At 49.0% G+C, this 19,269-nt stretch carries 17 protein-coding genes; 7 read left to right on the top strand and 10 right to left on the bottom strand.

The window, feature by feature from the left end; all coding sequences use genetic code 11:
- Positions 1–54: 54 nt before the first annotated feature.
- The 4 genes from NG795_RS14230 to NG795_RS14215 form a co-directional block, all read right to left on the bottom strand.
- Positions 55–657: a superoxide dismutase gene (locus tag NG795_RS14230; RefSeq protein WP_367289325.1), complete on the bottom strand. Its 603-nt coding sequence runs from the start codon at positions 655–657 to the stop codon at positions 55–57.
- 388 nt (positions 658–1,045) lie between these two features.
- Positions 1,046–2,779: a diflavin flavoprotein gene (locus tag NG795_RS14225; RefSeq protein WP_367289324.1), complete on the bottom strand. Its 1,734-nt coding sequence runs from the start codon at positions 2,777–2,779 to the stop codon at positions 1,046–1,048.
- Positions 2,780–3,036: 257 nt separating this feature from the next.
- A complete protein-coding gene (locus NG795_RS14220; RefSeq protein WP_367289323.1) occupies positions 3,037–4,764 on the bottom strand; it encodes a diflavin flavoprotein in 1,728 nt (575 codons plus the stop codon).
- 281 nt (positions 4,765–5,045) lie between these two features.
- On the bottom strand, positions 5,046–7,097 hold the full coding sequence (locus NG795_RS14215) for a GAF domain-containing sensor histidine kinase (RefSeq protein ID WP_367289322.1): 2,052 nt from the start codon (positions 7,095–7,097) through the stop codon (positions 5,046–5,048).
- Positions 7,098–7,333: 236 nt separating this feature from the next.
- On the opposite strand from NG795_RS14215, the gene NG795_RS14210 reads away from it, so the two are divergent.
- Complete coding sequence (locus NG795_RS14210) at positions 7,334–8,197, top strand: pantothenate kinase (protein ID WP_367289321.1); 864 nt, start codon at positions 7,334–7,336, stop codon at positions 8,195–8,197.
- On the opposite strand, the gene NG795_RS14205 is transcribed toward NG795_RS14210, so the two are convergent.
- From NG795_RS14205 to NG795_RS14195, 3 genes are all read right to left on the bottom strand, one after another.
- Entirely contained in the window at positions 8,181–9,002 is an 822-nt protein-coding gene (locus NG795_RS14205) for an alpha/beta fold hydrolase (protein WP_367289320.1), read from the bottom strand. The genes NG795_RS14210 and NG795_RS14205 overlap by 17 nt on opposite strands.
- A 134-nt stretch (positions 9,003–9,136) precedes the next feature.
- Positions 9,137–9,592 (bottom strand): NUDIX hydrolase, encoded by a 456-nt coding sequence (locus NG795_RS14200; RefSeq protein WP_367289319.1) that lies wholly within the window; start codon positions 9,590–9,592, stop codon positions 9,137–9,139.
- A 381-nt stretch (positions 9,593–9,973) separates the two neighbouring features.
- Entirely contained in the window at positions 9,974–10,198 is a 225-nt protein-coding gene (locus tag NG795_RS14195) for a hypothetical protein (RefSeq protein WP_367289318.1), read from the bottom strand.
- A gap of 230 nt (positions 10,199–10,428) precedes the next feature.
- Between NG795_RS14195 and NG795_RS14190 the strand changes: the two genes are divergently transcribed.
- From NG795_RS14190 to NG795_RS14180, 3 genes are all read left to right on the top strand, one after another.
- Positions 10,429–10,596 carry an Asl3888 family RNA-binding protein gene (locus NG795_RS14190; RefSeq protein ID WP_015151665.1) on the top strand — a complete coding sequence of 56 codons (168 nt, stop codon included), beginning with the start codon at positions 10,429–10,431 and terminating at the stop codon, positions 10,594–10,596.
- Positions 10,597–10,778: 182 nt separating this feature from the next.
- On the top strand, positions 10,779–11,015 hold the full coding sequence (locus tag NG795_RS14185; RefSeq protein ID WP_367289317.1) for a hypothetical protein: 237 nt from the start codon (positions 10,779–10,781) through the stop codon (positions 11,013–11,015).
- Between the two features lie 755 nt (positions 11,016–11,770).
- On the top strand, positions 11,771–13,924 hold the full coding sequence (locus tag NG795_RS14180; RefSeq protein ID WP_367289316.1) for a WD40 repeat domain-containing protein: 2,154 nt from the start codon (positions 11,771–11,773) through the stop codon (positions 13,922–13,924).
- A gap of 321 nt (positions 13,925–14,245) precedes the next feature.
- On the opposite strand, the gene NG795_RS14175 is transcribed toward NG795_RS14180, so the two are convergent.
- Positions 14,246–15,031 (bottom strand): pentapeptide repeat-containing protein, encoded by a 786-nt coding sequence (locus NG795_RS14175; protein ID WP_367289315.1) that lies wholly within the window; start codon positions 15,029–15,031, stop codon positions 14,246–14,248.
- Between the two features lie 64 nt (positions 15,032–15,095).
- Here NG795_RS14175 and NG795_RS14170 point away from each other — a divergent pair, with 64 nt between their 5' ends.
- On the top strand, positions 15,096–15,227 hold the full coding sequence (locus NG795_RS14170) for a hypothetical protein (protein ID WP_367289314.1): 132 nt from the start codon (positions 15,096–15,098) through the stop codon (positions 15,225–15,227).
- A gap of 29 nt (positions 15,228–15,256) precedes the next feature.
- Here the strand turns inward: NG795_RS14170 and NG795_RS14165 are convergent, their stop codons facing one another.
- Together NG795_RS14165 and NG795_RS14160 are read right to left on the bottom strand one after the other, a co-directional pair.
- On the bottom strand, positions 15,257–16,252 hold the full coding sequence (locus tag NG795_RS14165) for an S-layer homology domain-containing protein (RefSeq protein WP_367289313.1): 996 nt from the start codon (positions 16,250–16,252) through the stop codon (positions 15,257–15,259).
- Between the two features lie 280 nt (positions 16,253–16,532).
- Positions 16,533–17,507 carry a DUF2382 domain-containing protein gene (locus tag NG795_RS14160; protein ID WP_367289312.1) on the bottom strand — a complete coding sequence of 325 codons (975 nt, stop codon included), beginning with the start codon at positions 17,505–17,507 and terminating at the stop codon, positions 16,533–16,535.
- 249 nt (positions 17,508–17,756) lie between these two features.
- On the opposite strand from NG795_RS14160, the gene NG795_RS14155 reads away from it, so the two are divergent.
- Positions 17,757–18,359 (top strand): hypothetical protein, encoded by a 603-nt coding sequence (locus tag NG795_RS14155; protein ID WP_367289311.1) that lies wholly within the window; start codon positions 17,757–17,759, stop codon positions 18,357–18,359.
- Between the two features lie 275 nt (positions 18,360–18,634).
- Complete coding sequence (locus NG795_RS14150) at positions 18,635–19,180, top strand: hypothetical protein (RefSeq protein WP_367289310.1); 546 nt, start codon at positions 18,635–18,637, stop codon at positions 19,178–19,180.
- Positions 19,181–19,269 lie beyond the last annotated feature (89 nt).

Genomic DNA, 19,269 nt, shown 5'->3' with positions numbered 1-19,269 from the left:
CGTTAGTAAGGGCGATCGCCCTTACGGAGTGACTCAATCTTGTTTAACCGGGGATTAAGCGGCTTTTTTCATTTGTTCGGCGACAAAATCCCAGTTGATTAAGCTGCTGATGAAGGTTTCAATGTAATCAGGACGCTTGTTTTGGTAGTCCAGGTAATAGGCGTGTTCCCAAACATCAATGGTCAACAGGGGAGTCAGTCCCATTGCCACAGGATTTTCGGCATTGCTGGTTTTGACCACTTTCAGGGTGCTTTTATCCAACACTAACCAGGCCCAACCGCTACCAAACTGGGTGGCTGCTGCTGCTTTGAATTCTTCTTTAAATTTATCAAAACTGCCAAAGTCCGAAGCAATCTTGTCGGCGAGTTCTCCACTGGGTTGACCACCGCCACTGGGTTTGATGCAGTTCCAGTAGAAGGTGTGGTTCCAAGCTTGGGCCGCATTGTTGAAGATTCCGGCTTTAGAGGCGTCATTGTAGGTGGCTTTGATCACCTCTTCAATGGATTTGCTCTCCATGTCGGTGCCTTTCACCATGTTGTTGTAGTTGTTGACGTAGGCCGCATGGTGTTTGTCGTGGTGGAACTCCAGGGTGCTCTTGGACACATGGGGCTCAAGGGCAGTGTAGTCAAACGGCAAGGGGGGAAGTTCGTAAGTCATGGTTTATCCTCTCTCGAAGTGTTCTTAAGGGTTGCGCCCAGAAAGCGCTTTCTGTCGGCAGGCGTCAACAGCACACCACCAGCAACCTAATTCCGGTCTCTGGGGTAATGCCTCTGTGGGTCAGCTTAGGCGAAGGTTCGCCAGAATGCGATCGCCACATTACGATAGGATTTTATATCAAAAGTCGGACCCGATCCAACTCCGAGATAAAAATCTACCAGAAGAGGGAGAGAACTGGATCCATTCTGCGCCCCCCATAGGTTTTTTACGCTTAACTGCACATCCGGTCCCCTCCCCTGTGTCTTGGTCCGGGTTAGGGTGGGGTTCTCACTGCACCTGATGGTCCCCTCCCCTTGGCAAGGGGAGGGGACCGGAGTTGGAGAGGGGTTTAATAAAAACTCCCAGTTTTGCGATAATGAACAGCCGTTACCCCTTCGGTATCCAGCACTTTGCCATTTTCCACCGTGGCATACACCACCCAATGATCTCCACATTCCATGCGGTTTTGCACCACACATTCCAGATAAGCGAGTCCATCTTTTAAAATTGGACAACCGTTCGCGGCCTCAATGGTTTCTAACCCCACAAATCGGTCTTCCCCGGGAGCAAATCGCTTCATGAAATGCTTGCGTAATTGTTTCCCTTCTGCTAAAATATTTAGCACAAATTTATCCCCGGTATGGGTGAGGGATTCCAATGCCCGGTCTTTGGCGACGGCAACGGTTAAACCGGGAGGATTAAATGAGCCTTGGGAAACCCAGGAGGCTAACATTCCGCTAATCACATCCCCGCGTTTGGCGGAAACAACGCATAAAGACCCAACAATTCGACCGACGGCTTGGGCAGTGCGATCGCTGGTTACTCCTGTATTTAAGGAAGATTTAGCCGTCCGTCGTTTCTGCGATCGCTTCAAATTTTGGGCGAAATCCAGGGCAGATTCTTCACAAGCTTGCAAGGTCACATCGGTGGGTTTAAACTTCACCCGAATCGGGTCAAAGCCAAACTGATATCCCGCATCGGTTAACTTACTTTCCAACAGGTCGATCGCTTCTCCACTCCACCCAAATGACCCAAATACTCCGGCCAATTTACTGGTAGAGGCGGTTTTCAAAATAATCCCCAAAGCGGTTTGAATTTGGGTCGGTGCATGACCTCCCAAGGTGGGAGACCCGATAATAAATCCATCGCATTTTTCCACAGCCGCCTGAATTTCCGAGGGTTCGGCTTGTTCACAATTCAGAAATTCTACTGCTATTCCCGCTTTAGTTAACCCTCGGGCGATCGCCTGTCCCACGATGGCGGTATTCCCATAAGCTGAAGCATAAACTAAAGCCACAGTCAAATCCTGAGACTTCTGCAAATTACTCCAGGACCGATACAATTCCGTCAGTTCTTTTTTGCCATACAAAACTAACGGTCCATGACCCGTGGCATACAATTTTACCTCGGGTAATTCAGCTATTTTATCCAACGCCGAGATCACCTGTTTCGCCTGGGGTGCGTGTAAGCAATCATAGTAAAACCGTCGGTCTTCACTATAAATGGCCCAACCTTCATCAAAAATTTGGTCTCCGCAAACATGAGCCCCAAAGAATTTATCGGTGAACAGAATTTTAGTTTTGGGGTCGTAAGTTAACAATTCATCCGGCCATTTGGGAGTCGGAGTGGCAATGAATTGTAACTGATGTCCCTGACCTAAATCTAAGGTATCTTCCCCTCGGATAACCAAAATATTTAAGTCTTCGGTTTCCAAGAATTGGCGTAAGGCGATCGCCCCGGGATTGGTACAAACAAATTGCACTTGCGGCGCAAGATTCAATAGCGCTTTAATCGTCTCCCCGCGATTGGCATTAAAATGTCCCAGAATGACATAATCAATCTGGGAAAGGTCAATTCGGGACTTCAGCGACTCTAAATAATTTTTAGTAAAGGATTCCCCGGGTGGGTCGATCAGGGCAATTTTATCCCCTTGAATTAAAAATGAGTTGGCGGTGGTTCCTTTAGCTAGGGAATATTCCACCTCAAATTTCAGGCGGTCCCAAGTGCGCGATCGCATCACTCGGGTTTCTTCGGCAATCAGGACCACCTGAACATCACGTTGTTTAGTCGTTGTTTCTATCATGAGTGAGGAATGCGCTAAGACAGTTTACTTAAAACAATTACAATCATCCCTCATTATCTAACCCTTGTGCAGATATGAGGAATCAATTTGCTCTCCTGGCTCATTTCCTAGGACGCCGATACAGGATTAGATAAGCTAGGACAAAAACCAGGTTTCTTTACCCAAATGTTGGTGATTAGCAACAGATTAGGATAAGAAACCTGGTTTCTAACCTTTACTGTACCGATGCCCTAGGAAAAATGAGCAATGGCATCGGTCTAATAATGATTGCCTACTTTGCGATGGTGGATTGCAGGTAAGGCATCGGGATTGGAGACTCGGCCATTGTCTACCTGGCTATACACGATCCAGTGATCGGGACATTCCATGCGACTGATGACTTGGCATTCCAGATAGGCAAGGGCTTCACTCAGAATCGGACTACCGTTGTTCGCGGGTTGGGTTTTGATTCCGGCAAAGCGATCGGCCCCCGGGGGGAAGCGTTTGAGGAAGTGTCGCATCAGTCCTTGATAGTTGTCTTCATCCAGGACATTGAGCACGAAAGTATCGCCGACGTGCATTAACGCTTCGATCGCCCGGTCTTTGGCAACAGCAATGGTAATCCCCAGGGGTTCAAAACTGGCTTGCGTCACCCAGGAGGCTAACATGGCACTACTCACATCCCCTTTCTGGGCGGTGATGATATACAATCCCCCGCTAATCCGCCCCAAGGCTTTATCCAGTTCACTATCTAAGGATTTCATCTGTTTGATGGCTTTCTTCAGGGTCAGCATCTGTCCCATGTCGGTTCCCGCTTCATCGCACAGTTGATAGGTGGCTTCCGTGGGGTTTTCCTTGACGATAATGTTGGGAAATCCCTGTTTGAGCCCGAGTTCTTTAAATTTAACGGCGAGGGGATAGATGGATTGGTCGTTACCTCCACCGGATTCAAAGAGTCCGATCGCCTGTTTGTTATTGGCGGCCACTAAAATGGTCCCGATCGCCGCTTCTGCATTTTCTGCACCCGGTCCCGTTAATGGGGGTGCACCGAGGGCGATTCCCGAGGCGACACTGACCAGTTCCCTCACTTCCTGGGGTTCTGCCGATCGCAAATCCATCATTTCTACGTTAACGCCGGTTTTGGTAATCCCGTGGGCCACCGCTTGGGAGAGGCGATCGCTATAGCCGTAATCGGAAAAATAAAACACCGCAACGGTGGTGTCTGCCTTGGCTTGTTCCTGACTCCACTGTTTGTATCGTCCGGTGAGTTCCCCGACATTATACCGCAGTAGAGGTCCGTGGCCGGTGGCGATCGTGCTAATTTTTTCCACTTCCGGCATCCGCTTCATGGCACTCAGAACCGATCGCGCATTCGGGGCCATCAAACATTCGTAATAAAAGTGATAATCCGCTTCAATTTCACTTAAGTTTTCATCGAAGGTTTTATCGGAACAATAGTGCATTCCAAAGGCATCGCAGGTAAATAGAATCTGCGTTTTGGCATCGTAGGTAAAGATTGTATCCGGCCAGTGCAAATTCGGGGCATTGAAAAATTCTAGGACATGGCCGTTGCCTAAATCCAGGGTATCCCCATTTTTGACAATTAAACGTTTAAAGGGTTGATGAACTAAGTCTTCTAAAAACTGAATGGCAACTTTGGCCCCGACAATGGTAATATCTGGGGCGAGTGCTAAGACATCTTTAACTAATCCGCTATGATCCGGTTCCGTATGACTGATGATCAGGTAATCGATTTGAGTTGGGTCGATTTCCTGGCAAAGGGTTGGCAAATAGGACTCGCGGAATTTGGCATGGGAGGTATCCACCAAGGCAGTCTGACTCCCCCGAATCAGAAAGGAATTATAAGTGGTCCCGTTTTGCAGGCCAAATTCGATATCAAACCGATCGCGGTCCCAATCCAAACAGCGAATTGCTGTGGTTTCGGTGGCGATTTCCCCCGTTGCGATCGTCAGTCTCGGTTGTACTCTGTCGGTGACGGCTACCATTGAGTGGCCTCCTGTTCTTGTCGATGTTAGGGTTTGCTTACTTTTTAATATTGTTACATATTTTAACCATTAGTTTTCATGGAAAAATATATGGTAATCATAAGCCTTACCAATCACCGATTCCCCCCGGGAATCCCTGTGTTATAGTTAAAGATTGATTTTCACCCTAACAGAAGAGGCGAGAAAGCGAATCGCCTCTTCTGTTAGGGGTTCATATTAAATATTGCGTAAGTCCTATCTAGGAATAGTGACGACTTGCGGGATGGAGGTGGGGAATGGGTTTATGTCTCCTCACCCATTTTGAGGGGCAGTTCTACAATAAACTCCGTCCCTTCCCCTTCGCTGATGCAGCGAATCTTCCCGTTATGACCCTTGACGATAATTTGATAACACAGGGACAGACCTAACCCAGTGCCTTTCCCCACGGGTTTTGTGGTAAAAAACGGATTAAAAATTTGGTCTTGAATCTCTGGAGAGATTCCCGGACCATTATCTTTGATGGAAATGCTCACCCAATTGGGATAGGGTTCGCAAATCGCCAGGGTCAGTTCACCCTCTGTATCTGGATTGGCGGCGATCGCATCTAAAGCATTGTCAATTAAGTTAAAAAACACTTGATTAATCTGGGCCGGATGACATTCAACTCGGGCTTTAGCATGATAATGTTTATGAATTTTTAACGCCGGGGAAAATCGATGTTGCAACATCGATAAACTGCTTTCCAGACCTTCACTGAGATTCACGGGTTTAGCCCCGGCTTCATCTAAACGGGAAAAATTCCGCAAGTTTTGGACAATTTTGCGAATGCGATCGCTCCCTTGCTGCATGGAACCAATCAGGTTCGGGGAATCAGACCGGATATAATCCAAATCGACTTCTTCATTCAACTCTTCGATTTCTGGAGGAATTTCTGAGGCCGCCGATTCGTAAATATCAACCGCTTTTTTCAAAGCTTCCACATATTCTTGGACGTAAAATAAATTAGCATGAACAAAATTATTAGCATTGTTAATTTCATGAGCGACTCCAGCCACCAACTGTCCCAAACTCGACAATTTTTCGCTTTGAATGAGTTGTTGCTGGGTGGCTTTCAGTTCTTGTAAAGTCCGTTCTAATTGTTCAGCCTGGGCTTGATATTGGGCCGCAGAATCCTGAACCTTTTGATAAAGTTCTGCTTGTGAGATAGCAATTGCCATCTGATGGCCTAACTGTTCTAGGAGTTCGATTTCTCCTTGGGTCCAATGGCGGTTTGAATGACATTCATGAGCAATCAACAACCCCCAGAGATGATCGGGCATATTAATGGGAACGATTAAATTGGCCTTGACTTGCAATTGCTCTAAGAACTCCGCATGACAAGTATTTAATCCAGAATTATGAATATCATCGATCGCCCGAACTCGCCCTTGTTTATAGAGTTCGGCATGGTCGGTTTTAAAACAATTATCCGCTATAGCCCCCCCCAAAATCGGCGGCCAAGGTACCTTAAGGTCTTCAACCACGATTTCCCCGGCCCAGTTTTCTAGGAAGCGGTAAATCACCACCCGGTCAGTATTCAAGAGTTCCCGGACTCCCTGGACTGCGGTTTTTAAAACCGTATTCAGGTCCAATGTACTGCGAATTTGGTTGGTAATTAGGCGCAGTAAAGACTCCCTTTGTGCGGCAGCGCGGGTGGCACTGTACAATTGGGCTTGGTTAATGGCGATCGCCAGTTGGGAGGCTACTCCTTCTAATAGGTCTTGTTCCCATTGCGACCACTCCCGTTCGCGATCGCACTGATGCAGTCCGATAATCCCATTAACTTTCCCCTGGTAGGAAGTGGCGATCGCCAGCATGGACTTAATTCCCAGTGCCTGTACCAGTTGTAAGGTTTCTTCCCCCAAACCAGGAAACTCTAAAAACCGAGTCACCGCTAGGGGTTCCGCCTGAGACATCAACTGATGCAAGTGGGGATTATCCGCCAACGGCACTCGGGCTCCTAGTTGGCTGGTGTAATCATCGGTTTTATACTCTCCTCGGGTGATTAGCCAGTCTCCCGCTTCCGATTCGTTGACTAAAATGCTGACTCGACTACAGTTGAAGGTTTCCCCTAACAAAAGACAGGCGGCTTGGAGCACTTCATCTAAATCCAGGCTACTGCGAACTTGATGATTGATCTGGTTGAGCAATCGCGATCGCTCTACCTCCCTCTGGAGTTCCCGAGGAGGTAAATTTTGTATCTCCATACCTTCTTTGTAAGTCTCAGTCGCCTCCTGAATTGAGCGACTGGCTTGCGGGAGTGATAAATCAGGCTTCGGCCATGTACAGTAGGGGGCTTGTTCTTTTATATACATAAATTTTTATCGGAGGGGGCCAACATAAATCGATGAAGCAGATGCAGCTATTCTGTTATCTTAACAAATTTTTATAAAAATTTAAGGTATTTTTTATAATTGTTAGTGAAATCAATTGAAAAAATTGCTATAATGTCTGATAAAATTTTAAAAAGCTTCAATCGATACATCTTTATTTGATTATAAGCGACTTTAAGGGGACGGAAAAAGCAGGGGAACCCAGGGCCACCCTAAACATGAGCAACAGTGCAACCGAATCGGGAAGTGACCAGGGCAACTGGCTGGCCTTAAGCATCGGCAATTCCAGACTCCACTGGGCCTGGTTTCAGGGAGAACTCTGCAAACAGGTGTGGCACAGCCCTCATTTAGACGCTGCTGCTAGGGAAAAGCTCATTGATGCCTGGAACCGGGGGGAGTTGTGGGATGGAAGTCTGGAGTATCCCGGTCCCCTGGGGGATGAGGCGATCGCCCCGAACCCGCCCCTGTGGATCGCCTCCGTCGTTCCCCAACAGTTAGCGCTTTGGCAGTCATACCGGAGATTCAACCGGATTACCCTCGCGGATTTGCCCCTGTTGGGACTTTATCCCACCTTGGGAATCGATCGCGCCTTGGCCTTAGTAGGGGCCGCAACCGAATCAGGTTGGCCGGTTTTGGTCGTGGATGCAGGAACCGCCCTCACCTTGACCGGGGCGGATCCCGAGGGCCGATTAGTCGGAGGGGCAATTCTCCCGGGGTTTGGGTTACAACTGCAATCGTTAACGGAAAAAACCGCAGCATTACCTCGGGTAACATTTCCCGGGACCTTACCCCCACGGTGGGCTTTAAATACCCCCGAGGCGATCGCTTCTGGGGTAGTCTATGGGATTGGGGCCGGGGTGCGAGACTTTATCAGCGACTGGTGGCAGCGCTTTCCCACCTCACCTGTGGTGATCACCGGAGGAGGGGGGGAAATGCTGCTGAGATATCTCCAGGAGACTGCGCCAGAAATAGCAAAACAGGCGATCGCCATGCCGGATCTGATTTTTTCGGGGATTTGCTGCATCAAACAGCAGCAGTCCGGGGAAAGTTTACCCGCTCCTGGGTTTAAGCCTCTATATTAGAAATAAAATCTCGAATCTGTTGGGCCACGAGATCCGGGAGTTCTTCGGGTAAATTAGAATGGCCCTCGGGAATGCGGCGTAAATGCGCATCAGCGATCGCCCGATGGTAGGTTTCGGATAGGGCGACTGCCGTTGGGGTATCGCGATCGCCGATTAAAATCAAAACCGGGATTTTCAGCCAACTCAAACGGTCCTGCAACAACTCCCCTTCAATTTCACTCTGCCGACGTTGAAACAAAATCTGACAAGCTACCCCAAATTTTTGTAAGCGATCGGCATTTAACAAAGCTTGATGCATCACTTGGTGCAAGCGCAAGATTCTGGCGAGGGGAAAGAGGACCGATTGTAACTTGCGAATCAAAGGCAACGCCTGAATCCAAAGGCGAGTCCTAAACCAGCGGTTTTTCAACCCTTCCACCTGGACCCCTTCCGGGGTCAGCAACACCAATCCTGGCACCACCTCGGGATATTTCAGGGCGTAACTCGCTGCCACCCAAGCGCCAAGAGAGTCACCCACCAGATAAACCGGGCCGGGGTTCAGTGTTTCCAGAAATTCGTGTAAACACTCCACCTGTAGGGCGATCGAGTAGTGGATATTCGGCTGTTCCGACTCACCAAACCCGAGTAAATCTAAGGCAAAACAGTGATAATTGGCCCGGAGGCGCTCAATCACTGGCACCCATTGAGCGCTATCGCTCCACGAACCATGTAAAAATACTAGAGTGAGTCCCTCCTGGCCGACTTCACGCCAGAACAGTTGCCCTTGGGACAGTTTGATTCGGGAATTGCGGAGCGGTAGAGTCATCCTGAGTCCTTGAAACGCATCCGTATCGAGTTAAGGGTTTATGAGGCCGGAGGAGTTGACGATCGCCGTTGACAGAAGGAAACCCGAGGTAACTCCTCCGATCCCCAATCAGGGTACCACGCTCCCCGACCCAATTAAGCGACTATCGTCACACCATTGAGAAAGTCCTGTAATTGGCGATCGTGGTCATGGGACAGTTGACCCAGGGGTAGAGAATCCCGGTCAAATGCCTTGACCTCAAGAATTTCAGCGGTATCATAGATTTTCATCTCCCCCTGGACCTGTGCGGCGACGACGACGCAGATCGAATGAATCCGGGGATCGCGATCGGGGGCGGAATAAATTCCCACTAAACGACCCACTTGAGTCACTTCTAGGCCCGTTTCTTCCGTGAGTTCCCGTTTTAAGGTATTCGGAATATCTTCCCCCCAGTCCACCATGCCTCCGGGTAGACCCCATTTGCCATTATCGCGACGGCGCACCAACACGATTTGACCGTTGTCTAACAGGGGAATGATGCTAATTCCGAGGACGGGATGTCGAAACACAATCCCGAGCACGGCTTGCGTAAAATGCCATAAGCGCTTCATAAATCAAATCATCCTGGATTCAACGACCACCACCGAGCCTCAATCTGTTTACCCCGATCGCCTTGTTGTGTAGGCTTGAGCTGACTCCCTCCCTCTGCTCCATGAGCAAAAAACAACGCGGAACACCCCAGTGACTTGAGCCACGAGATGAAAACCGGGCCAAGCCGTCCTGATTTTAACCTACAACCTGTTAGAATCATCATCGTTGATGAGTTTACAGGATTTCAAGACAACAAATCCTAACGTTCCCAAGTTCAACGTCCCGACTTCAGTCGTTCCCCCATCATCCCCATCCTCCCCAGAGGGGATAGCTCTTTGCTGTTATCATGAATTTAGTGCTACGCAAGTTCGGTCATGCCTGTGATTGAGATTCCATAGAACTCAGCTACAGTCTAGGCCGAGAGCAATTCGAGAAATTGTGCGTTCCCTGGCATAAAATAGTGGATCGGATTCATCCGGAGTAGGGGGGGTAAACCGCCCCATCCAAAAGAGACTCACCGGATGATGGGCGATCGCTTGCTTTCTTTCGGGAGAAAGGTTCTCATAGAAACCCGAATGGATGGGATTGAGCCTATCCCCATCCGAAATGGGTGAGCTGGGTTTCACCCTCGGTACGAAACTGCTCGGATATTGGGTGGGAGTGCTAACCCTTGCCCCCTGTTCAGGAATTCCGTCCCCTTGCCCTGTTTGTTCTAACTCGTGATTGTGCAATTGACACCTGTGCAATCAATGGAGCGATCGCCAGTCGGGTCAGTCTGTACCTCGCGGCGATCGTACCCGAGAGCTACCCTAGAGCCAAGAGTCATTTTTGTTGTTTATCCTTGAGGTCCATAATAATGGCAAAACGTCGCAATCCCAAAAAAGAAAAAGCACAACGGAATAAAGCTTATGCGCGCCAATTCCGCAAACCGACTAATTCCGGTCGCTTTTTCAAGAACCGTAACTCTAATATGAATGGCAACCGTGACGAAAACAGCGAAAACACAGAAGGGGAAGAAAACTAACGGAATTCTCTGGGATTTAAACCTCAGTTAAGGCGGAGTTTATCCCCCCATGAAGTTGGGTTAATCAAGAGAATCAAGTGCGGTTGAGTTACGGATTTTTGAGAGATTTGGGAAAGTAAAGGGGAGTCGAAGTGGAGGGTCAGTTGCCCAAGAGGTGACTGGCAACTTTGTACTCCCGGGTTATGAACCCGAAAAATCGAGCCGTTGCCTGGAGAACATCCTCTAACCTCGCAACTCGAATCCCCCAGTGGGAAAAACATCGGTTCCGAGTGGGCGATCGCTATGAGATTGCCCACTACCGAATTTTTCTGGGATTCCCAGGCGATCGCCTACCGAGATTCAGTGGGGAACTCGCTTCCCCAAGACGGGTTAAACCCGAAAGTTCCGCTCAAACCGCTTCAATGCTGCCCATTCCCTAGGTTAATCAGGGAAGATTTATCCGGTCTTAAATTCTCCAGTCCCGTCATGAGAATCCCCGACAAACTGACCGAAACAATCTGAGGAATAACCCCAGCTCACCCTGAATTTTTTTAGCCCAAAACCAAGACTCTAAAACCCCCGAAGGCTGAGGGAAAAAGAGCCAGTCCGGTAAACAGGTCTTCATCAACGCAGCGGGAAAGCAAAAATAGCATATTTTTCTTTCTCATGCCAGAAATTCGTTAAAACTTGATAAAACCTCGTTTCCCTGAGTCCAGAAATTCGTTAAAACTTTATAAAAAGTTGTTTCCCTGAGTCCAGAAATCAGATAAAATTTGAATAAAACTAACCCAGAAGAGGGGAGAGAACAGGGGGGTATCCCAGGAAGGAGGGAAAACTTCACGGACCCCATTCAATCTGGGGATGCGGTCGAAACGCCTCAATCCCCCGGAAAACCTCACTCCCTGCAATCGCTTTTACTGCGGAAGAATAGCCATGAAGGTGAGTAAACGTAGGAATCGGCGCGATCGGGCAAAGGTTCTAACCCCCTGAGTGCTTTCCTGGGACAGAGAGCCTCAATCTGTTCCGGTTGGGACTGATGAAAAAGGGTCCTATCGAGGGGTAGAGTAAAAGAAAAGAAAAGCAACAGCGTTTGTCCCTTCAAGGGGTAGGGAAAAAATCGCGATAGCGAGACAAGCGCTGGGTCTGTTGTATGCAGAGAAACGGCTCATAGAGCGGCACGGAGTAAAAAAAAGCAATGGCAAATCATCCAACTCAGCCAGTCCATGCTCAGGCGGCGATCGCAGATATCGAAGCAAGAATCGATACCCTCACCACGGCTGTAAAGCAGGGACCCTCGGGATTAGAGCAGGTCATCAAGGCATTAAAGGACGAATCAGAACCCGTGCAGCGTGCGGCCTATTTGCTGCTGCGAAATCGGCCCGAACTAGAGGTTCGCAAAGCCTTACAAGACTATAACCCCTATCGCTTTTTTAAGTGCATCCGCACGATGGGGGGACATTCCAGCCGGATTTATTCCGTGGCGATTAGTCCCAATGGCCGGTTGGTAGCCAGTGGCAGCAATGACAATACCATTAAACTCTGGAATCTGGAAACCGGAGAAGAACTCGGCATTCTCAGTGGACATTCCGATTGGGTGGATTCCGTTGCCTTTAGTCCCGATGGTCGTTTCCTCGCTAGTGGCAGTGGAGATGCCACCCTCAAACTCTGGACCATCAACGAGGAAAATTCTCCCAAAATAGCCTCCCTCAAACAGACCCTCACCGGCCATTCCCGGTGGGTCACCTCGGTCACCTTTAGTCCCGATAGCCAACTCCTGGTGTCCGGTTCCAAGGATAATACGATTAAACTGTGGAATGTTGAGACTGGGGAAGAACTCAGAACCCTAGAGGGTCATTACGACTGGGTATATTCCGTCGCCTTTAGTCCCGATGGTAAACAGTTGGTCAGTGGCGGAGACAGCACGGTTAAATTATGGAATATTGACACCGGGGAAGAATTACAGACCTTTACGGGACATCGTGACTGGGTGTATTCCGTCGCCTTTAGTCCCGATGGAGAGCAGATTGCCAGTGGCAGTGAAGATGGCACGATTAAACTGTGGAGTGTGAGTGACCCGAGGGCGATCGCTACCCTCACCGGCCATACTTCGGGAGTCAACGCGGTAACGTTCAGTCTGGAGGGACGGTTGCTGATCACTGCCAGTGCGGATGATACGGTGCAACTGTGGAACGTAGAAACGGGGAAAATCCCTGAGAATTCAGCCTTAAAAACCCTCAGAGGACATGGGGAGTGGGTCAGTTCCCTGGCGATCGCTCCTGATGGTCGCCGATTAATCAGCGGCAGCGGCGATCGCACCCTGAAAGTCTGGAGTTTAGAAACCGGGGAAGAACTCCGCACCCTGGGAGGAGACGCCGAGTGGGTGGATTCCGTCGTTTTTACCCCCGATGGTCAAATGGTCGGCAGTGGCAGTGGCGGAGATACCGCCAAATGGAACCTGCACAGTGGCGAAGAATTGCGATCGCTCAGTGGCATCTCTAGCTGGGTCGAAGACATCGCCGTCAGTCCCGACGGCAGTCGCGTCGCCAGTGGCAGTGAAGATGGACTCGTCAAAATCTGGAGTCTCCACAGTGGCGTCCTCGCCATCCTCCTCTCCGGACATTCCGAAGGCGTCTGGTCCGTTACCTTCAGTCCCGATAGCAAACTCCTCGCCTCTGGCAGCGGTGACGAAACCATCAAAATCTGGAACCTGCAAACCGGCAAAGAAATTCGCACCCTACGCGGTCATTCCTATCGCGTTGATGCCGTCGCCATGCATCCGAAACTTCCCATTTTAGCCAGTGGGTCCGCCGATGAAACCATCAAACTCTGGAACCTGGACACCGGAGAAGAAATTACCACCTTAGAAGGCCATTCCGATGCCGTATCCTCGGTTCTGTTCAGTCCCGATGGGGAATCTTTAGCCAGTAGCAGCATGGATGGCACCATCAAACTCTGGAACTGGAATACCTCTGAAGAACTCGGCACCCTAGAGGGTCATGCTGATGCGGTTAATTCCATCAGTTTTAGTCCCACCGGCAAAACCATCGCCAGTGGCTGTGAAGATGGCTCCATCAAACTCTGGAACTTAAGTACCTGTGAGGAACGCGGTACCCTTTCGGCTCATTCAGACCCCGTTAATTCCGTCGCCTTCAGTCGCGATGGTTATCAATTGGCGAGTGGCAGTGCAGACAGTACCCTCAAAATCTGGCATCTGCGAACGGGGAAAGAATTCCGGATGTTTTCAGGCCATTCTAACTGGGTCAATGCAGTGGCGTTCAGTCCCTCCACTTCCCATTTCATCGTCAGTGGCAGCGCTGATGGGACGGTTAAAGTTTGGGGAGTGGAGTGATTAGGGGAGATGGGGTTCATGTTCGTAGTAACGACTTCAGTCGTTGCTCTCGTGTTATGGCTGATGCCATAACACGAGCAATCGGAGGGTCTACCGCCTGTCTGCTGGGGAACTGGAGGCAGACGCTGATATTGGGGCGTTATTGGAGTAAAGCCAAGTAACCAGGAAACGACTGAAGTCGGGACGTTGAACAGAAGAGGGATAACGACAGCAAGTCGGGACGTTGAACTAAGAAAGAGAACGACAGCAAGTCGGGACGTTGAACTAAGAGGGATAACGACAGCAAGTCGGGACGTTGAACATCTCCCCCATCACCAAACATCACCAATGAACGGAATGTGCTTGAACTGGGGGTTTAACGGCTACATTCTCTTGGCGATTTTCTCTTAACTGGCGGAATTTAGAGCGATCGCCTCGGTAGCCGGTTGGCATGACGAGGCGTTTGTAATCGGTGGTGAGGTCAAAGTTAACCTGGTTTAAATCGGCATGATAGAAATTCACACAGTTGAGCGAGGCATTCTCAAAACAAGCCTCACTTAAACAAGCTTCTACAAAAAAAGTGCCGAACAACTGAGCGCGTCTGAAATTGGCTCCCGCTAGATTGGCTTGTTTAAGGAATGTTCCCAGCAAAAAGGTCTCGGAAAAGTTAGCCCTAGTGAGATGAGAATAGGCCAAGTCCGCAGCGGTGAGATTAGCCCCCGTGAAATTGGCCGTGGGTAACTGAACCTCGACTAACCTGGCCCCGGTTAAATTGGCTTCGCTGAAATTCGGTCCCTGGGCATCTTCCCTGCCTAAAATTAGACCATTGAGGATGGCCCCGGAGAGGTTGACTCCGGTAAAGGTCGCTTCACCCACGATCGCGTGAGAGAGTTCAACTCCACTCAGATTGGAATAGGACAGGTTCGCCCGCGTGAGATCAGCACCACTGAGGTCTGCATTGCTCAAATCGGCACCGCTAAGATCGGACCCGACGAGATCAACGCCCATGAGATTAATATGGGGTAAGGAAGCCCCGCGCAGATCTAAACCACTGAGATCCAACAGCAAAAAGTCACGTTGTCCGGCTTCATAATGATTCAGCAGGTCCTCAGCACTCATTCGTTTCATAGGTTGCCCTTACTCTAATTGCGCTTAAAGGGGGTCTGCACGAATTCATCAACCACCCAGAGGTATGAATCGGCAAACTCCACCCTCTAACTTGCGCGCAAATCGGGCTGCATCCGGACTTTTTGCTTCTCTGACTGGGTTTGAGGGAAATGGCGATCGCCGCTTATGGACTGACCCATTCCCTCGACGTTTGTAGGGGCGATTCGAGAATTGCCCCTAGTACATTTAGGGTTGCTTCTCTGCTGGGGGTTCTACAATGTATTGATTGGCGGCCGAATTTTCCGGTAGCGGTTCCATGCGTCCGGCATGGACTAAGCTTTGATAAATCATGGCAGCAGCGGAACCCCGACTCAGAAATTCGGTGGGGTTGAGGACTGCTGGATCGGGATGATTGACCACGATATTCGCTTGGGTTGCCGCTAAGATGGGGTCAGTTGCCTCGGCGGGAACGCGATCGGCATCAGTATAATAGGCGGTTAAATCCGGAGTCGGTTGTTCGGTGGCAAAGGATTGTTGAGTGGGTTCCTCGACGGCGGTTCCGGGTTGTGCCGGAGGTTGTGCGTTAGCTCGCTGAATTAAGAGGAACGGTTGCATCATGGCGGTAAACGCCACGGGGAATGCGAGTTGCCGTTTGGCAACTGGGCGTCTTGTCCGACGTGAGGGAGAGCGATCGCCAGTTTGATCAGCCGTAGCCGGTGGACGAACTTGCACCAGTTGTAAACCTTGTGCTAAGGAGGTAATCGCCTCGGCTCGCGTCATTTCTCGCTGGGGATAGAATAACTTATTATTAGAAAAGGCGTCCATAAAACCACCTTGATAGGCTTCCTCGATCGCCGGAACTGCCCAATGATTTTCGGGAACATCATTAAACTCACTACCACTGGAAATTTGCCGTTTCTCGGTCACATCAAAGGCTTTGCGAATGAGTGCCGCAAACTCGTCCCGCTCGATATTTTGATTGGGTCTAAAGGTTCCGTCCGGATATCCTAGCACAATTTCTTCTTGAGCTAACCCTTCAATAAACGGGCTCGCCCAATAATTGGGTTGGACATCGGGGAAGGAGCTTTTTTGTTGGGGTTGTTTTTGCGGTTGTTTTTGCGGTTGTTGACCCTGTGCGGAAGCGGTTTCTACGTTCCACAGATCCGGAACGGTAATCCCGGCTGTCACGCCGAGAATAATAGAACTGAGGATGGCGAGGGGCCATTTCAATGAAAAAACCATAATTAATATTCTCCTTACTGCTGGCTGCTCAAACTGGGGAATCAATCAGCCCTTAATTCTGGTGAGCGGGTGACAGGGTTTAAATGGGTGGATTATTTTTTATACAGAAAATGGAAATCATTGTGAGAATAGAATTAAGGAGTGGGACGCTCCCACTCCCCTGATAAATTATCCCTTTCATGACATCCAATATGAGCCACTGGGTTACTAAATACACCGATGGCGGGCGATCAGTCTCACCTAGAGTGATTCGGAAGCGTGAATCACTCTTAAATAGGGTTTAGCGGCGCTTTTTATCCTCAACAATTGGATTTCCTTCACGCTTGACTTCTAATTCTTCGTGACGCAGAGTTTCTTCGGCTTGAACCGTATTGCGTTCGACTTCTTTGTGAATTTCGACTTCCTCTCGCACGAATGCTTCCTTGTGAATGTCGGCCTTCTCGTTATAGACTTCGACCCGAGCAATTTCCGTGTCATTAAAAGCCACTTCACCTGCTGGAATATTTTGTTCAGTCCCTACGGCTTCGCGGACTTCCACAACAACTTTTTCATTTTCAACGGGAATAGAAGTCTTTGCTTGTTCAGTGACGACTCGTTTGCTGACTAAAACTTCCCCGGTTTTTTCGCGGTGTTTGTGTGCGACGAGGCGTTCTTCATAAAGCTTGAATTTTTTATGATCTACATCGCTTGTATTGTAGAGAGAAGGTTCGCGATCGTAACCATAATACTCGTCATCGTGAGCAACGACGCGATCGGTTTCCCGGGTAGTCGTTGTCCGGTTTGGAAGCGGGGGGAGGGTCGGGGACGTCACCTGGCGACCCGTGGCGGTTGCCGCTACACCGGACCCTTCTACCGGAGGACTGTCTTCTACTGCGGCAGAATTTTCCACGCTAGGAACGCCATAAACCGATCGCACATTTTGCTCGTAATGGCGATCGACTACGGTATCTTCATGGTATTCCGGCAGTTGTTCGGCTTGTTCTTTGGTTTCTAAACCCATTGCATAAATCCGGTTGTGATCGTTATCAACTCGGCAACGCCCGATGGGAATCAAGACCCGTTTTCCAAACACCCAAAATCCGGTATCAATGACGAGATAACGAAAATAACCAGATTCATCGACTAAGGCATCATCAACGTGACCAATTTTTTCATCGTTGTTGGCGGCATAAACGTCATAGCCTTTAATATCATCCCCATCAAACAAATCATTCCGGTAGTTGGGATAAAAATCTTCAATTTTGTAAAGCATCATGGTCATCTCCTTAAACTTTTGTTACATTTATCTTCTATGTCTCTATATTAGAAAAAGTAATAGGTTCTTCCCTCTACCTGACGATTGAGTTTTTGTTGGGTCTCATTCGGTTAACTTATATCCCTAGACAGATAGATAAAATAGCAAATCGGCCTTACAGTATATCCATATTGATGCAGGCATTCCCCCCAGTGTCAGCATTTTGCTTAAAAAAAAATTAACGAAAGTAGGGTAAGGGAGATAGTAACAATGACTTATGGAAATCGAGGCGGAGTGAATATTGCCGAACCAGCCATGATGACAACCCCCGTAGTCGATTATCACGATCGCGTCCGGTGGGGTCCAATTTTTGCAGGAATCGTGATCGCCCTGAGTACCCAATTGGTATTAAGTGCTCTGGGAGTGGCGATCGGGATGAGCGTGGGTGCCGCAGATGCCCAATCCGACCCCAATGCTATTGGTTTGGGAGTGGGAATTTGGTCCATTATTAGTTTATTTATTGCTCTACTTTTGGGGTCTTGGATGATGGCTCGCACCTGTGGACCAATGAATAAAAATACAGCCCTATTGAACGGAGCAATTTTGTGGGCAACCACTTTAGCACTCAGCTCATGGTTACTGGCAAGCGGTGTAACAGGAACCTTCGGAATTGTGATGGCCAATGCGGGAGAAATTGCCGATCGCGTCAACGTAGCCCCGGGAACCGCAAATGTCACCCCGAATGAGGCCCGTAATATCGCAGACGGTGTAGCCCGGGCTGGCTGGTCATTTTTATTTGGTTCTTTGCTCGGGTTAGTGGCCTCCTTAATTGGGGCAACCCTCGGTGCTCGGAGTCCTCGGACGGTTGTATAAGACAAGCATCTAGCATTTCAATCTCTTTCAATCTCTATTTTTCCAGCTAGTTCAGGCTCGTTATTCAACGTCCAGTCTAGCTGGTTTTATATTTTGCATATCGGGCGAAGAATCATAAAATTGTATAAAAGTTATTTGTATTTTTGTATAATATAATAAAGATAGAAACGAACAGTTGTGTGAATAGAAATGTCCTAAATTGATGGATGATATCTGGAGGGGTGAACCGGGGTATTCTAAAGGAGCAGCATATCCAATCTCATCCCAATCATGCTATGGCAAATCGAAATTTACAAGCGGGATTAGCGCAACTGAAATCGGGGGATTATGCCGAGGCGATCGTCCAATTAGAAGCCGTCTTAGTCAATGAACTCCATCCGGGTACTCTCTTTAAAGCGAAAAAAGCCTTAGTCAAAGCTTATGAAGGTGATGGGAAACTGCGTCAAGCTTGGCAACTCTGTGAGGAACTCAGCGAAAGTACCAGTCCTGAAATCCGCGACTGGGGCGATCGCACCTTAGCAGAACTCGATCAGCGTTACCCCACCCTCGCCTCAGAGATTCTCATCGGAAAACGCCTGACTCGTCAGCAAAAAGTGATTCGTGCCCTCATTCAGTGGTTCAAACGGTCCCCCCAGCGTGTCTCTACCCTAGAAACCGCTTGGAACATTATTGAGGAAGAACAGTACAATCACCCGGATAATAGTCCATTCGTGAAACTCACCGTTTATTGGAATATCTTTCGCCGGATTTCTATTTTCTTGGGGAAAACATTTTGGGTTTGGATTCAGGCTAAATGGCAGGAATTTGAATCTCGAAAATAAATTAAGTTGCTGCTGAGTTTGGGTTGCTTGAGTCTAAGTGGATTCAAGGTTTAGGTAAACCTTGAATCCGGATAACGACTAAAGTCGTT

It is taken from the genome of Laspinema palackyanum D2c (genome assembly GCF_025370875.1).
Lineage (GTDB): Bacteria > Cyanobacteriota > Cyanobacteriia > Cyanobacteriales > Laspinemataceae > Laspinema > Laspinema palackyanum.
Note: the sequence above shows the minus strand (reverse complement) of the source record. Positions and strands in the feature narration are given on the sequence as shown.

What these genes read in the sequence shown, in the direction of transcription:
- NG795_RS14230 (WP_367289325.1), bottom strand. Translation starts at nt 657, where the DNA reads ATGACTTACGAACTTCCCCCCTTGCCGTTTGACTACACTGCCCTTGAG.
- NG795_RS14225 (WP_367289324.1), bottom strand. Translation starts at nt 2,779, where the DNA reads ATGATAGAAACAACGACTAAACAACGTGATGTTCAGGTGGTCCTGATT.
- NG795_RS14220 (WP_367289323.1), bottom strand. Translation starts at nt 4,764, where the DNA reads ATGGTAGCCGTCACCGACAGAGTACAACCGAGACTGACGATCGCAACG.
- NG795_RS14215 (WP_367289322.1), bottom strand. Translation starts at nt 7,097, where the DNA reads ATGTATATAAAAGAACAAGCCCCCTACTGTACATGGCCGAAGCCTGAT.
- NG795_RS14210 (WP_367289321.1), top strand. Translation starts at nt 7,334, where the DNA reads ATGAGCAACAGTGCAACCGAATCGGGAAGTGACCAGGGCAACTGGCTG.
- NG795_RS14205 (WP_367289320.1), bottom strand. Translation starts at nt 9,002, where the DNA reads ATGACTCTACCGCTCCGCAATTCCCGAATCAAACTGTCCCAAGGGCAA.
- NG795_RS14200 (WP_367289319.1), bottom strand. Translation starts at nt 9,592, where the DNA reads ATGAAGCGCTTATGGCATTTTACGCAAGCCGTGCTCGGGATTGTGTTT.
- NG795_RS14190 (WP_015151665.1), top strand. Translation starts at nt 10,429, where the DNA reads ATGGCAAAACGTCGCAATCCCAAAAAAGAAAAAGCACAACGGAATAAA.
- NG795_RS14185 (WP_367289317.1), top strand. Translation starts at nt 10,779, where the DNA reads ATGAACCCGAAAAATCGAGCCGTTGCCTGGAGAACATCCTCTAACCTC.
- NG795_RS14180 (WP_367289316.1), top strand. Translation starts at nt 11,771, where the DNA reads ATGGCAAATCATCCAACTCAGCCAGTCCATGCTCAGGCGGCGATCGCA.
- NG795_RS14175 (WP_367289315.1), bottom strand. Translation starts at nt 15,031, where the DNA reads ATGAAACGAATGAGTGCTGAGGACCTGCTGAATCATTATGAAGCCGGA.
- NG795_RS14170 (WP_367289314.1), top strand. Translation starts at nt 15,096, where the DNA reads ATGAATCGGCAAACTCCACCCTCTAACTTGCGCGCAAATCGGGCTGCA.
- NG795_RS14165 (WP_367289313.1), bottom strand. Translation starts at nt 16,252, where the DNA reads ATGGTTTTTTCATTGAAATGGCCCCTCGCCATCCTCAGTTCTATTATT.
- NG795_RS14160 (WP_367289312.1), bottom strand. Translation starts at nt 17,507, where the DNA reads ATGATGCTTTACAAAATTGAAGATTTTTATCCCAACTACCGGAATGAT.
- NG795_RS14155 (WP_367289311.1), top strand. Translation starts at nt 17,757, where the DNA reads ATGACTTATGGAAATCGAGGCGGAGTGAATATTGCCGAACCAGCCATG.
- NG795_RS14150 (WP_367289310.1), top strand. Translation starts at nt 18,635, where the DNA reads ATGGCAAATCGAAATTTACAAGCGGGATTAGCGCAACTGAAATCGGGG.